The organism is Chitinophagales bacterium, assembly GCA_013816805.1.
Classification (GTDB): domain Bacteria; phylum Bacteroidota; class Bacteroidia; order Chitinophagales; family UBA10324; genus MGR-bin340.
In genome coordinates this window covers 1-17850 of sequence record JACDDS010000017.1, presented here as the reverse complement: position 1 = coordinate 17850, position 17850 = coordinate 1, and the positions used below count along the sequence as shown (strand labels likewise).

Here is a 17850-nt window from a genome sequence, read left to right as displayed (position 1 = left end):
AATATGCGGATACTGATAATCTAATCAAACGTAGTTTCACGCCCGAAATATCCGCATCCCTTCCTATATACCTGCGGTCCTCAATACCAAAATCAGTAAAGCATCCATTAAATAAGTGCGCTTGAAGTAAGTTTTGTCCATCAAAATGAAAGAAACCCGGTTGCCTATATAATGAATTTTTACACTCCCGATTTTTCTTCTAATGTTCTCAATAGCCGGCCCATCATAGGCTCCGGCTATACTTGTTCCATAAAGAGAGCCTGTTTACCACTGTTACCTCGCAACTCTGCAGAAAGATTCTTTATTCACCATAGCATCATAAATCATTAAGCCCTGTCACCAGGACTAAAAAAAAGAAATCACCCATTCCAAGCTAAATTAAGAAAATGATAAACTTTTACACTGCTGCTTCCAACCGAACCAAAGGCAATCAATCAGTACGTTGTCAATCGTTCAACCGGGTGAAACGCTTTCAGCTTTTTGCAGGACTGCTCTCCATAGTCCTGCTTTTGTTTTTTAATGGGGTGAATGCACAAGTTTCTGTTACCGCCACTGCCGGAACTATAGGTCCAACAGCCTACAGTAATTTAAATTCTGCATTTACAGCAATCAATGCTGGTACCCACCAGGGTGTGATTACGATTAAAATAACGGCAAATACTACGGAGCCGGCTACACCCACCCCATTGTTAACAAGCGGAGGTACATCCAGCTACACAAGCATTTCCATCATGCCTTCGGGAAATGTTACAGTTAATTCCGCATTAGTACCCACAGCAAGCAGAGGTATTATTGAACTGCATGGCGCCGATAATGTCACCATTGATGGCGATGACCCCGGAACTACCGGCACAAGAAATCTAACTATTGCCGTGGCAACAAATGCAAGTACTGGAACTGCTGCAATTGTTTTGGGATCTAAGAGCACTACCGGCTTGGACGGCGCCACCAATAACACCATCAAAAACTGCCTGATTTTGGGTGGAAGGAATAGTGCTACAGCCACAACATCTTCTTACGGAATTGTATTCTCAAACAACGCAAGTAGTACTAGCATTACAACGGCTGGAGCTTACAGCAATAATAATATTACTATTCTTAACAACGATATAAGAAGATGCTATCAGGGTATTAGCGCTACCGGGGCGTCTGCAACTTATCCTAATAACACTTTGAAAATACAGAACAACATCATGGGCAGTAGTACTGCCACGGATAATATTGGGTCGCGTGATATACTTATTTCCTATACTTCTGCTACTGCCGGAGCAACTTCCGCTCTGATTGAGGGAAATGATATGCGCGCAGGGGATGTAAGCGCATCTGGCACTGGTTATAGTGTAACCATTGCCGGTATAGAAATAGGAACAGTAAATGCAGGTGCTACTGTACGGAAAAATAACATTCATGATATTATGCAACCAAATACCGGGGGTTATGGAGCATATGGAATTAGTATTACCGGTTCTGCAACAAATGATAATATCAGCATCTATAATAATTTTATCAGAGATATTGTAGGAAGTAAATATTCAACTTCACTTTTGTCACCATTCGAAAATTATGGCATCTACATTTCAGCCGGTGCTACCTTAATAAAGATCAATTTTAATACAATTGCTTTCCTCGTAGCAAACAGTACAGGAACAACTTCAAATAGTTTTTCAGCTTGCATTGGAGTAACATCTTCTGCAACAATTTCACAATTTCAGAATAACATTCTTGTCAATAACAATATAAGCACTGCTGGCTATTGTTTCTATACAGGTGCTACAACAAATATTTCCGGTGGAACTATAAACAACAACGACTATTATGCTCCAAGTGGAAGTGTTGGGTATTACAATGCTGGTACCCAGACTACATTGGCAGCTTGGCAAACTGCAACAGGAAAAGACGGTGCTTCTGTTAGTACTAATCCTCCATTTGTATCTGCAACTGACCTGCATCTTATTGCCGGTTCAGCAACCCAACTTGAATCGGGTGGAACTTCTGTTGCAGGTATTACCGATGATTATGATGGACAAACCAGGGGTGCCACCACACCCGATATTGGCGCCGATGAATTTACAGGCACCGCTGTTACAGGGGTAACTATTAATAGTGTCTCTATAAGTCCGACAGGTAACCAGTGTACTGCAACAGGCAGGACAGTTTCAGCCACTATAACGGCGGGTTCTTCTAATATAATATCAGTGGTATTGAAATATAGCTTAAATGGAGGTGCACCCATTAGCGTTACTATGACGGGTGGGACTGTAACAGCAGGCACAACTTCAACCTGGACAGCTCCTATTCCAGCTTCGGGAAATTCAACAGTAACCTGGTCTGTAACCGCAACCGATGCAACAACTTCCAAAACTACGAATGGCACTTCCTACCAGGACGCACCTTTAACCGGCGTAACTGCAACTGCAGCTGCTTCGCCTAATCCTGTTTGCTCAGGTAATAATCTTACATTAACTGGGAGTTTTACAGGTTTAGGATCGGGTACTATAGGTTCCGGTACTTCGATTAGTGGTAGTTCAAGTGTAACAGGAACCCTATATCCCAGTTATTATGGCAATGGAAGGCAGCAGTATATTATATTGGCCTCAGAATTAGCTGCTCAAGGTTTTTCATCAGGTAATTTAACTTCTTTAAAAGTTACAGTAAATTCAATAGGAAGCCCTGCAACCTTACCATCTTATACTATTAAGTTAGCTTCAACAAGTGCAGCTTCATTTGCGTCTGCAACTTTTTTGACACCAACTTTTTCAACAGTATATGGCCCATCTTCTTATACTCCAGTTATAGGAGTCAATACACATAATTTTACCACTCCTTTTAATTGGGATGGCACTTCAAATATTGTCGTTGAAATTTGTTTTGGTTCAGGCACTTCCGGTTCAAGCAGTACGACAATGACTTATACTTCAACCTCCTTTACCTCTGTTGCTTATTTTTATAGTGATGTAACAGCAGGTTGTGGTCAAAGCGCTATTTCGACAACGACATTGCGGCCAAATATAACCTTCACCGGTAACAAGGCGGTTACCTCATTAAGCTATGCTTGGAGTTTAGATGGTACAAATTTTAACTTAGGTTCAGGTAATCCTTTAACCATAAATCCTACTAGTGACAATACTTATTATGTAAAAGGCACTGATGCCAATGGCTGTTCAATTACTTCATCAGGTGTTACCGTTACTGTAAATCCTTTGCCAACTGCCCCTACCGGTATTAATTCAGCACAATGCGGTGCAGCGGTACCAACAGCTTCTGTATCTGATCCTAATGGATTTACCACACCGACCTTTAAGTGGTATTCAACTAATACCAGTACAACTGCACTACAATCAAGCATTTCAACTACATATACTACTTCCATCAGTGTTACTACTACATTTTTTGTGTCGGTGGTAAATCCTGCTACCGGTTGTGAAAGCGCCCGCACGTCAGTAACAGTAACAGTAACAAATCCGGATGCAGTTACAGCCAAAGCAAATGGCTCAACAACACCGGCAACAGTATGCCCGAATACCAGTGTATCATTAACGGCTGAACAAGCCGGGACCAATAATATTTACAGTTTTACCTGGACTGCGAATCCCCAGGTAGGAAGTGGCATACCACCTGGTGGAACAACTGGTCAAAATATAACAGTTACACCTACAACCGGGGGTACTTATGCATATACCGTAACCGCTTCTGATGGTATTTGTACCACAACGTCTACTGTATCATTGACAGTTACACCTCCTCCAACGATTAGCTCCGCAACGGCTACACCATCAACATCCTGCGCGGGTTCTAACGTAACATTAACAGCAACCACACCAGCTATAGGTGCAGGAACCGCTGTGGTCGGTGCAGGAGGTACTACTCAAAGCGGTAGTGGACTTTCACCATTTGCCCAAGCCTGGGAAGCACAGCATACTCAGTACCTTATATTGGCTAGTGATTTAACATCAGCAGGACTTGTGGCAGGTAACCTTACTAGTTTAAAATATACCATATCTACAAAAAGCAGTACCCTGCCATATGCAAATTATGCAATCAAAATTGGCTCAACTTCTGCTACAACATTAACTGCATTACTTTCACCTACTTTTACATCCGTATATAGCACCGCTTCTTATTCTTCGGTATTAGGTGCCAATACATTTACATTTAGTGCCCCTTACAATTGGAATGGCACTTCAAACATTGTTATAGATATTTGTTTCGCTAATGATCCAAGTGGCACAGGAGGTATATTATACAGCAGCAATGATGCTGTCACAGCTACCACGAAAAGTTATACAGCGGTATATGGCTATTACCAGGATAACGCAAACATTTGTGGAATTGTAGGAACCACATCGACGTCAAGTGCGGCTTTACCAGTTATAACTTTTGGAGGTCAGGTACAAACAACAGGCTCAGGATCATTAACCTGGACCTGGAATCCTGGCGGTTTAAATGGTAACACCGTTACTGTTAACCCTTTATTAAGCACTACTTACACCGTAACGGCTTATAACCCGGCCACCACATGTTCTAATACTGCAACTGTAAGTGTTACAGTTAATCCTGTTCCAACTGCTCCCACTGGTACAAACAGCACTCAATGTGGTACCGGTGTGCCAACTGCATCAGTTTCAGACCCCAATGGATTTGCATCTCCTATATTCAAATGGTATGCAGATAACAGCACTTTGATAGCCTTGCAATCCGGTACTTCAAATACTTATACCACATCAATAAGCTCTACTACTACTTTCTACGTTTCAGTATTGAATTCTGCAACCGGTTGCGAAAGTTCCCGCATCCCAGTAACAGTAACCGTTACTCAACCGGATGCTGTAACAGCCAAGGCAAATGGTACAGCAGGTTCTGCATCGGGTTGCTTAAACAGTGGTTTAGCGCTTACTGCAGTACAGACTGGAACTACTAATACATACAGTTTTACCTGGACGGCTAATCCCCAGGCTGGAAGCGGAATTCCTGCAGGCGGCACTTCAGGACAAAATATAACGGTGACTCCATCTGTGTTAGGTACATATGTTTATACAGTAACTGCAACAGATGGTTTATGTACTACTACCAATAGTGTAACTGTTATTGTTAATTCAATACCTCCGGTAACAGCTTCTGCCTCTCCTTCTACTACTTGTTCGGGTGGCCCTGTTACTTTAACCGCATCAAGCTCTGTATCGGGGACGGCTGCTATTGGCACTCAAACAACTACCGAATTCGGCGGAGGTGTTTATCGCTATGGTTACGGAACAGGAGATTTCAGGCATGAAATGCTGTTTAAAGCTTCTGAACTGACCAGTGCAGGATTTGTTGCCGGAAATCTTACCGCCATTACTTTTAATGTAACCAGCCTTGGCAATGGTTCCGCTTCTAACTATACTATTAAATTAGCAAACAGTGCTGCAACAGTGCTTACCACCACCTTCCAAACAGCAACCTTCACCACAGTTTACACAGCGGCAACTTACACACCAGTAAGCGGCAATAATGTTCACACCTTTACAACGCCATTCAATTGGGACGGCACTTCAAATATCCTCATAGATATTTGCTATACTGTAACTTCAACCGGCAGCACTTCAACTTTAGCAGCCACCACACCTTCCTTTATAGCAAATACCAATTTGCTTGGTACAACAGGCGCGTGCACTGCTACTACAGGAGCAACTACCTATGCAAACAGGCCACTGACCTCCTTCACAGGACAACTCGGAACTTCCAGTTCAGGATCAACTACCTATACCTGGAATCCTGGCAATTTAACCGGCAGCACCGTAACGGTTAATCCAACAGCTAATACAACCTATACCGTAACAGCAAATAACACTTCCACAAATTGTTCAAATACCGGAACAGTTTCAGTTACTATTGGGCCTATATTCACTGCTTCTGTTAATTCACCCACCATTTGTTCCGGTACTTCTACTACCCTTACAGCTACTACTTCCGGAGCGGGAGCGCCTTTCACCCACCAATGGTCTACCGGTGCCACCACTGCATCCATCACCGTATCGCCTACTTCACAGACTACCTATACCGATAACATTACGGATGTCTGCGGAAATGTGGTAGTTGCGTCCGGCACGGTGTTCATGAATCCCTTCTACGTCTGCTACTGCACGGCCGGCCTCGGCGGCTCGTGCACTGCCAATGATATTTCGAATGTAGCAGTACAGGGTACTACCTTAAATTCGAATTCTACCTGTACCACTTCGGGAACGAATGCCTACACTTCTTTCCCTGCAGCAGGAAACACTACAGCGATCCTTGCACGTGGATTTAACTATACGTTCTCCGTTACATCAGGATCAGGAAGCCAGGTTGGCTTCTGGATAGACTATAATCAAAATGGCGTCTTCGATGCTTCTGAATATACCTCCGTAACTACCAACTCAGGAGGCACACCCTCCACTGTTAGCATCACCATCCCTGCAACTGCACTTACCGGCATTACCGGTATGCGCGTTCGCTCAAGCAGCACCGCCATTGCCGATGTGAATGCCTGCTCTGCCTTTACCCTTGGAGAAACAGAAGATTACCTGATTACGATATCTACTACCCCGGCTTGTAATTCCAAGCCTTCCACCTCCAATACGCTTTCTTCTGCCAACCCGGTTTGTGCGAACTCGCCTTTCGTTCTTTCCCTGAGCACTTCTTATACCTTGTCAGGAATCACCTTCCAATGGCAAAAATCTACTGATGGCGGTGCTACTTATACCACCATCACTGGCGCTACCAATGCCACCTACAATGCTACCCAAACCACTACCACCTATTACCGTGCAGTAGTTGCCTGCACCTTAACGCCGGGCGATTCATTGATCTATTCATCACCGATCCCGGTGAATATGAACACGCCGGCTTATGCCGTGGCTCCTTACGTGGAAGATTTTGAAGAATCACCATGGCTGAGCGTATGTGCCACAGATGACGTTCCTAATAACAACTGGAATAATATTCCATCCAGCGGCAATAACTCCTGGAGAAGAGATGATGATGGCAGCAGCGCCGGCTGGACAAACACCAGTGGTGCGTATACACCTGCATTCAGCCACGGAGCCCATTCGGCAAGGTTCCACTCTAAAAATGCAGTAGCCGGTACTACCGGTGATCTTGACCTTTACATTGACCTTTCTGCTGCAGGCACGAAGACATTAACCTTCGATTACATCAATACTTCCGGTAGCGATAACCTTAAAGTGTACCTGTCAACCGATGGTGGTGTTACGTTTGGGGCTGCAACCCTCAGCCTGACCACTGCATCTGCATGGACCAATGAATCCGTCGCAATTACAGCCACTTCGGCAACGAGCGTTATCCGCTTCGAGGCCACTTCGGATAACGGAGCTTCCGATATTGGCATCGATAACCTGATCCTGTTTGCTCCATGTACGGGCTCGCCGTTCCAGGCAAATGCCCAGGCATCTCCAAGCTCCGTATGCAGCACTACCAGCTTTACCTTATCAATTGATTACACATACCCTGTAACGGGTTTAACTTATCAGTGGCAAAAATCTACTGACGGATCTACGTTTACCAACATCAGCGGTGCAACCAATACTACTTATACCACTACCCAATCAGTTACTACCATATACCAGTTAGTAGTTACCTGCACCGCCAGCGGTCAATCCACCACATCTAACCAGGCTACAGTACAGATGAATCCGTTCACTTCCTGTTATTGTACTTCAAATGCAACCAGTACTGCAGATGAGGAAATTCTTAAAGTCACCTTTGGGACGTTAAGCAATACCAGCACCTGTGCTACAACCGGCGGATCAGGATCTATATTGAACAAATATTCAAACTTTACCGGCCTAACTCCACCGGATGTAGAGCAAGCTGCATCTATTCCGTTCTCAGTTCAGGTAGGAACCTGTGGTGGCACCTTTACTAATGCAGTAGCCATATATATCGACTACAATCAGAATGGATTATTCTCAGATGCCGGCGAGCAGGTCTATCTCTCTGCAGCAGGCATCTCAGGCCCTCATACAGAATCCGGCAATATCACCATACCGGTTTCTGCTTTGCTTGGAATTACTCAAATGCGTGTAATTTCCATGGAAACCAGTACTCCTTCTGCTATCAGTTCATGCGGCACCTATAGCTGGGGAGAAACGGAAGATTATTATATAAACATTACTGCTGCTCCTTTCTGTACTGGCAAGCCAGCTGCTTCCACTACCCTTTCTTCGGTAACATCTGCCTGCAGCAATACACCCTTTACTTTATCTCTTGGAACTACCTATGCACAGAGCGGCACTGCCTTCCAGTGGCAGTCTTCTTCGGATGGTATTAATTTCACTGATATCAGCGGTGCAACCAACCTCACATATGCTGCATCTCAAACAGCTCCTACCTGGTACCAGGCAGTAATAACCTGTACCAATACAGGGGATACTACCCAATCTCAGAAGAAGCAAATCCTGATGAACAATTTCCTGAACTGCTACTGTACATCAAATGCTACGAGCACTGTTGATGAGGATATCTTTAATGTCACACTCGGAACATTGAATAATACTTCTACCTGCAGCACTACAGGTGGCGCAGGTTCCTTACTCAATAAATATTCAAACTATACCGGTGTAACTGCGCCTTTGGTACAGCAGGGAAGTGCTACTGCATTCTCGGTTCAGATCGGGACTTGCAACAATTCTTATACGTATACTAATGGCTTTAAAATTTACATTGATTATAACCAAAACGGCTCTTTCAGTGATGCCAATGAACTGGTATATACATCTCCTTTCGTTTTAGGAAATCATACGGAATCCGGAACCATAACAGTCCCTGTGACTGCTACGACCGGCACTACACAAATGCGGGTAGTGAGTGTTGAAACTTCGTCAGCTTCCGGTATTAGTCCATGTGGAACCTATACTTACGGCGAAACAGAAGATTATTACATCAATATTACGGCGGCTCCGGATTGCGGCAGCGCCACCGGAGGAACAATTACTCCAAATACAGTTGCTGTGTGTGCCTCAAACACCGCTACCACACTTACTGCTACCGGCATACCAGCTTTATCAGGGTTTACCTATCAGTGGCTTGTTTCTTCCGCTTCAGGAAGCGGCTATGTGGCTGTAACCGGCGGATCAGGAGCAACCACTTCCAGCTATACTACTCCTAACAATTTAACAGGCGGAACCTACTATTATGTGCTGCAGGTAACCTGCACCAAGTGCGGCTCCTGTGCAACAGCCTTATCAAATGAAGTTGCGGTAACCGTAAACGATCCGATGATAACAGGAACGACTCCTGCTGCCCGTTGTGGAACCGGAACAGTGAATTTACAGGCAACGTCAACTTCAGGTTCTACGGTGAACTGGTATACTGCTGCAACCGGCGGAACTCCTTTGGCAAGCGGTAATTCATTCACCACTCCGTCAATAAGCACTACCACTACATTTTATGCAAGCGCTTCTGTGGGCGGTACAAGCGGTACCTTAGGTCCGGTGAGTCCTTCGATCGGAGCTTTTAGCACCAGCTTTACAGGGTCCTACGAAATATTTGATGTCACCTCCAATGTAACGCTCAACTCCGTGGACGTCTACGCCACAGCAGCTGGCAATGTGATCGTTACCGTGCTGAATTCCTCGGGCACGGTGTTACAGACGAGCGCAACAGTAACCATTACTGCTGCTCAGGCTAACTCTACATCCACCACGGTCGGGACCCCGATCACCATTCCTTTAGGATTTGCTTTAACGCCGGGTACCAGCTACAGGCTCAATTATGCAAGCGGTTCCACGGCCACATTGCTCCGGAATTCTTCCGGCGCCACAGCTACTTATGGCCCGGTAAATGGGGTAACCATTACAGGAAATTCTAATGCAACCACAGGTTACTACTATAATTTTTACAACTGGTCACTATCGTCAGGATGTGAATCAGCACGGACCGCTGTTGTAGCTACTGTTACTACTCCGCCTGCGATCACCAGCGCAACGGCTACTCCTTCCACGATATGCGCCGGGCAAAGCACCGTCCTCAGTGCAAGCAGTACTTCAAATCCGTCTTATACATTCGTGTGGAACCCTGGAAATCTGCCTAATAATACTTCTGTAACGCCAACAGGCACTACTACATACACAGTAACTGCTACGGATAATACAAACGGAACTTATGGCGGTTGCTCAGCCACAGCCACAGCCACAGTAGTGGTAAATCCGCTTCCGGTAATTTCTTCAGCTACTGCTACTCCGGGTGCCATTTGCCCTGGTGGCTCTGCAGTACTATCGGCGAATTCCGGATCAGCAGGTTCTGCAACTATCGGAACATCTACCAGCACAGAACTTACCAACAGCCCATATCGTTCAGGCCTTACACCTTCAACCCGGACGCAATACTTATTTACTGCTGCTGAATTGAGCGCTGCCGGGGTTACAGCAGGCAGCATAACCAGTATTTCCTGGAATGTTACTTCAGCAGGAAGCGGTACCATGACGAACTACACCATCAGCATCGCCCCGGTTACTGCAACCTCATTTTCATCTACCACTTTCCTGACCGGAACCTTTACCACCGTTTATACGGCGGCTTCTTATAATGCTGTTGTAGGAACCAACCTGCATACCTTTAACACTCCGTTTACCTGGGATGGAACATCAAATATTGTAGTCAACCTTTGTTATGATGTGGTTTCAGCAAGTGGTTCCTCCACTGTTTCATCGAATACTACTGCCTTTGTATCAGTAGACCAGAAGGCAGGATTTGCCGGCGCCTGTTCGTTAACAACGGGCACCACCGGCTCAAACCGTCCTTTAACAACCTTCGGATATAACAGTGATCAGACTTCTTCCCTGACATTTACCTGGAATCCAGGAAATTTGAGCGGAGCCAGTGTCACCGTAACACCGAATGGCACTACTACATACACAGTTACTGCGAAGAACCCTGCAACAACCTGTACCAGCACGGCAACGGTATCGGTAACAGTTAACCCAAATGCCAATGCAGGTACTATCAGCGGTGCTTCTTCAGTATGTGTTGGATTAACAACTACACTTACCAGCAATGGTGATGCAGGTGGAAGCTGGTCGAGTGATAATACAGCTGCGGCCACAGTAAGCTCAACCGGTGTGGTAACCGGCGTAAGTGCAGGAAGCGCTACTATAACCTATAGCGTTACCAATACCTGCGGAACGGCTACAGCCACGAAATCAATAACAGTGAATCCGAATGCCAATGCGGGTACTATAAGCGGCGCATCATCAGTTTGTGCAGGATTAACTACCACACTTTCCAGTAATGGAGATGCAGGCGGAGCCTGGAGCAGTGGTAATACAGCCGTTGCTACCGTAGGTACATCTGGTGTGGTAACCGGTGTTAGTGCAGGAACTGCCACTATAACCTATAGCGTTACCAATACCTGCGGAACAGCTACAGCAACAAAATCAATAACTGTAAATCCAAATGCCAATGCAGGTATTATCAGCGGTGCTTCTTCGGTATGTGTTGGATTAACAACTACACTTACCAGCAATGGTGATGCAGGTGGAAGCTGGACCAGCAACAACACATCTGTTGCCACGGTGAACAGTTCTGGTGTTGTAACCGGTGTAAGTGCCGGAAGTGCTACGATTTCTTACACGGTAACCAATACATGCGGAACGGCTACAGCAACGAAATCTATAACAGTTAACCCAAATGCTAATGCAGGTATTATCAGTGGTGCATCATCTGTATGCGCAGGTGCTACTACTACCCTTTCCAGTAATGGAGACGCAGGCGGACCGTGGAGCAGCGATAACACAGCTGTAGCTACGGTAAGTTCTTCCGGTGTGGTAACCGGTGTGAGCACTGGAACTGCTACCATCTCTTACACAGTAACCAATACTTGTGGAACGGCTACGGCAACAAAATCAATAACTGTAAATCCGAATGCTAATGCAGGTACTATCAGCGGTGCATCATCGGTATGTGTTGGATTAACAACCACACTTACCAGCAATGGTGATGCAGGTGGAACCTGGTCGAGTGATAATACAGCCGTTGCTACGGTAAGCACATCTGGTGTGGTAACAGGCGTAAGTGCAGGAAGTGCAACGATTACTTATACGGTAACCAATACCTGCGGCACGGCTACAGCCACGAAATCAATAACAGTTAACCCAAATGCCAATGCAGGTACTATCAGTGGTGCTTCTTCAGTATGTGTTGGATTAACAACTACACTTACCAGCAATGGTGATGCAGGTGGATCCTGGAGCAGTGATAATACAGCCGTTGCTACGGTAAGTACATCGGGTGTAGTAACAGGTGTGAGTGCAGGAACTGCAACCATCACCTACCAGGTAACCAATACCTGCGGAACAGCCAGCACAACAAAATTAGTGACGGTCAATCCGAATGCTAATGCCGGGACGATCAGTGGTACCGGATCAGTATGTATCGGAACAACAACCACTTTAACAAGTAATGGTGATGCCGGTGGAACATGGACAAGCGGTAATACAGCCGTTGCAACTGTGAATGCGAGTGGTGTAGTAACGGGAGTAAGTACAGGAACTGCTACCATCACATATAGCATAACTAATACCTGCGGAACAGCTACAGCTACGAAATCAATAACAGTTAACCCGAACGCTAATGCAGGGACGATCAGCGGATCAGGATCGGTATGTTCCGGTGCAACTACCACGCTTTCCAGCAATGGGGATGCAGGTGGAACCTGGACTAGCGACAATACAGCCGTGGCCACGGTAAGCACATCTGGTGTGGTAACAGGCGTAAGTGCGGGAAGTGCTACTATAACCTATAGCGTTACCAATACCTGCGGAACGGCTACAGCAACGAAATCAATAACAGTGAATCCAAATGCTAATGCCGGGACGATCAGTGGTACCGGATCAGTATGTATCGGAACAACAACCACTTTAACAAGTAATGGTGATGCCGGTGGAACATGGACCAGCGATAATACAGCCGTTGCAACCGTGAATGCGAGTGGTGTAGTAACGGGAGTAAGTACAGGAACTGCTACCATCACCTATAGCGTGACGAATACCTGTGGAACGGCTACAGCAACAAAATCAGTCACTGTTAACCCGAACGCCAATGCAGGCACTATCAGCGGCGCCTCTTCAGTATGTGTTGGATTAACAACTACACTTTCCAGCAATGGAGATGCAGGTGGTACCTGGAGCAGTGACAATACAGCCGTTGCTACTGTAAGTACAAGCGGCATGGTAACAGGTGTGAGTGCGGGAAGTGCTACTATAACTTATAGCGTTACCAATACCTGCGGAACAGCTACAGCAACAAAATCTATAACTGTAAATCCGCTTGCCAATGCAGGTACTATTACCGGCGCATCATCACTATGTGCTGGTGCCACTACTACGCTCTCCAGCAATGGTGATGCAGGTGGAACCTGGTCGAGTGATAATTCAGCCGTTGCTACCGTAAATGCGAGTGGTGTAGTAACAGGGGTTAGTGCGGGAAGTGCCACGATTACTTATACAGTAACCAATACCTGCGGAACGGCTACAGCTACGAAATCAATAACAGTAAATCCAAATGCTAATGCAGGTACTATCAGCGGTGCTTCTTCGGTATGCGCTGGTGTTACTACTACGCTCTCCAGTAGTGGAGATGCAGGTGGTACCTGGAGCAGTGACAATACAGCTGCGGCCACGGTGAACAGTTCTGGTGTGGTAACAGGCGTAAATGCCGGAAGTGCCACGATTACTTATACGGTAACCAATAATTGCGGAACGGCTACAGCCACGAAATCAATAACAGTAAATCCAAATGCTAATGCAGGTACCATCAGCGGTGCTTCATCGGTATGCACAGGTTCTACTATTACACTTTCCAGCAATGGAGATGCAGGGGGATCCTGGAGCAGTGATAATACGGCGGTAGCTACAGTGGATGGAAATGGGCTGGTAATGGGCGTAAGCACAGGAAATGCAACGATCACTTACACAGTAACCAATACCTGCGGAACAGCGAATGCGACTAAAACCATTGCCGTAAATGTGTGCAGCTCTACAGTGAATATTAAAATGTTCATCCAGGGTTATTATCAGAATATAGGATCACCTACTCCTATGGATAATTTTGGAGCCGGTGGATGTTTGTTTGTAACTGGATTATCTGCTAATGTTAATGATGCCGACAGTGTTACAGTCTGCCTCATAGATCCTAACACACTTTCTCAAGTAGATTGTGCTAAAGGAATTCTGCAAACCAATGGACAACTATCTGTCAGTTTCGCAGGCAGCGTTACGGGTAACTATTACTTGAAAGTAACACACCGTAATACTATTGAAACATGGAGTGCACAACCCGTTGATATTAGCTTAGGCTATGACTTCACAACAAACAGCAATAAAGCATACGGAGGAAATATGGTAGAAATGGAGCCTGGAATATGGGCGTTCTATAGCGGGGATATTGCTGATGCTGGCTTAGGACTTGGATTCCAGGATAATGTAGTAGAAAGTTCTGATTATAGCGAAATGGAAAATGCTGTTTACCTGGTCCTTACCGGATATATTATCCAGGACATTACCGGTGATGGAGTTGTTGAATCATCTGACTATTCTATCATGGAAAATAATACATACTTGGTTATTTCTTCAATTCACCCATAAGAATTAAAAAGCGATTAATGAAAATTCAAAATCTAAATACAATGAAAGCTTACTTCTCCAGCTTTAAAGTTTTAATTTTTATCATTTTGATGTCCGGTGTGGGCAAATTGAGCAATGCGCAATCATTCAATTGCTACATTGCAAATGACCAACTAACGAGTCCTACCACTCTTCAGTGGGATGTGTATATGATATCTGCCAGCACGGATTTCAATTTGCGAACGATGCAGTATGCTTTTAACTTTAATTCAGCATTTATTCCTGCTGGTGCCACCATTACTCCCTCGGTTGTTAATGGAGGTAGTATGAACAATTACAGTCCTGGTTCTATAACATGGAGCAGTTCAGGTAATGCCTTTCAAATAGGCGCTAATACCGGCGTAAGCTGTGTAACAGGCACTCTAATTAGTACTGCGCCTGTAAAGGTTGCAACGATAAAATTGAGTAGTTCTTTACCTTTTAATTGTGCTCCGCACAATATTTCAATGGTTCGCCCTGCTGATGCGGCACCATCAGGATTAACTTTAAAAATGGCAGTCAGTAAATGGAATTCTACTGATTGTAGCACTGGTAGTCTTAATACCATTATCTCGAATAATGGAACCTATACAAATTTTGCTGCAACTTCACTCTATGCTTCGGTCAATAATATGAAGCCCAAAATTACCGGTCAGCCCGCCTCACAGACGGCTTGTTCAAACGGTACTGCAGTATTTACAGCAACGGTGGCTGGAAATGGTACTTCAAGTATCGTATCATATCAGTGGCTTGCGAATGGCGTTCCCATTTCAGATGGAGGCGCTTATAGTGGTACCAATACTCCCAGCTTAACCATCACCAATCCCAGCAGTTCTTTAAATGGTACTACCTATACCCTTCAGGCATCCCAGTGTTCACCTGCTCTAAGTGTAACGTCATCACCTGCCACTATAACCGTTAACCCAAGTGCAAACGCAGGCACCATCAGTGGTGCCGGATCAGTTTGTGCCGGGTCAACAGCTACCTTAATCAGCAGCGGAGATGCAGGCGGAACCTGGACCAGCAGCAATACTTCGGCAGCTACTGTAGACGCAAATGGCGTAGTAACAGGTCTGGCTGCAGGTACTACGACTATAACTTACAGTGTAACCAATTCGTGTGGAACAGCTACAGCAACCACCTCTGTAACCGTAAACCCAAGCGCTAATGCAGGTACGCTCAGTGGTGCCTCCTCGGTGTGCGTGGGAACAACGATTACCTTAACCAGTAACGGAGACGGCGGTGGAACATGGTCCAGTAATAATACCGCAGCTGCTACCGTAAATGCTAACGGAGTAGTGACCGGCGTAGGTCCAGGAAGCGCTACTATTACCTATCAGGTAAGCAGCAGCTGCGGAACGGCAAGTGCTACCAAATCGGTGAGTGTGAATCCCAATGCCAATGCAGGCACCATCAGCGGTGCTTCTTCTGTTTGCCCGGGAACAACGACTGCCTTAACCAGTAATGGAGATGCAGGCGGAACATGGTCCAGTAATAATACCGCAGCAGCTACCGTAGATGCAAACGGCGTAGTAACAGGAGTATCTGCAGGAAATGCTACTATAACCTATAGCGTTACCAATACATGCGGAACAGCTTCTGCAACGAAATCAGTAACCGTTAACCCGAGTGCCAATGCAGGTACGATCAGTGGTGCCTCTTCAGTATGTGTGGGAACAACGACTACCTTAACCAGTAACGGGGACGGCGGCGGGACATGGACCAGTAATAATACCTCCGCAGCTACTGTAGATGCAAACGGTGTAGTAACAGGAGTAGCTGCAGGAAACGCAACGATAACCTATAGTGTAACCAATACCTGCGGAACAGCTTCTGTAACGAAGTCCGTCACTGTTAATCCAAATGCAAATGCAGGTGCCATCAGCGGTGCTTCTTCAGTTTGCCCCGGAACAACTACTACCTTAACCAGTAACGGAGATGCCGGCGGAACATGGACCAGTAACAATACTTCTGCAGCTACTGTAGATGCAAACGGCGCAGTAACCGGTGTAAGTGCAGGTACTGCTACAATAACCTATAGTGTAACCAATACGTGCGGAACAGCTTCTGCAACAAAATCAGTAACCGTTAATCCGAATGCAAATGCAGGCGCGATCAGCGGTGCTTCTTCAGTTTGCCCCGGAACAACGACTACCTTAACCAGTAACGGAGATGCAGGCGGAACATGGACCAGTAACAATACTTCTGCAGCTACTGTAGATGCAAACGGTGTAGTAACCGGTGTGAGTGCAGGCAATGCTACTATAACCTATAGTGTAACCAATACCTGCGGAACCGCTACTGCAACGAAATCAATAACCGTTAATCCAAATGCTAACGCCGGTACCATTAGCGGTGCCGGATCAGTTTGTACCGGATCAACGACTGCCTTAACCAGCAGCGGTGATGCCGGCGGAACCTGGACCAGCAGCAACACAAGTGCTGCTACTGTTAGTGCAACAGGCGTGGTGACAGGAGTTAGTGCAGGTACAACCACTATAACTTATAGTGTAACCAATACCTGCGGAACGGCTTCTGCAACGAAATCAGTAACGGTGAACCCAAGTGCCAATGCAGGGACTATCAGCGGTGCTTCTTCGGTATGCGTGGGAACAACGATCACCTTAACCAGTAACGGAGACGGCGGCGGAACCTGGACCAGTGACAATACCGCAGCAGCTACCGTAGATGCTAACGGTGTAGTAACCGGCGTAGGAGCAGGAAGCGCTACTATAACCTACCAGGTAAACAGCAGTTGCGGATCGGCAAGTGCAACAAAATCAGTAACCGTTAATCCAAATGCAAATGCAGGCACTATCAGCGGTGCTTCTTCAGTTTGTCCCGGAACAACGACTACCTTAACCAGTAATGGTGATGCAGGCGGAACATGGTCCAGTAATAATACCGCAGCAGCTACCGTAGATGCAAACGGCGTGGTAACCGGTGTGAGTGCAGGCAATGCTACTATAACCTATAGTGTAACCAATACCTGCGGAACAGCTTCTGCAACGAAATCAGTAACCGTCAATCCGAGTGCCAATGCAGGCACGATCAGCGGTGCTTCTTCTGTTTGCCCGGGAACAACGACTACCTTAACCAGTAATGGAGATGCAGGTGGAACATGGACCAGCAGCAACACAAGTGCTGCTACTGTTAGCACAACAGGTGTCGTAACAGGCGTTAGCGCAGGTATCACGACTATAACTTACAGCGTAAC

At 45.9% G+C, this 17850-nt stretch carries 2 protein-coding genes; both read left to right on the top strand.

Features of this window, described 5'->3' with window-relative positions:
• Positions 1–386 precede the first annotated feature (386 nt).
• Positions 387–14615: an Ig-like domain-containing protein gene (locus H0W62_13215; GenBank protein MBA3649488.1), complete on the top strand. Its 14229-nt coding sequence runs from the start codon at positions 387–389 to the stop codon at positions 14613–14615.
• 17 nt (positions 14616–14632) lie between these two features.
• Positions 14633–17850 (top strand): Ig-like domain-containing protein (locus H0W62_13210; protein MBA3649487.1); only part of this gene is annotated, 3218 nt, incomplete at its 3' end.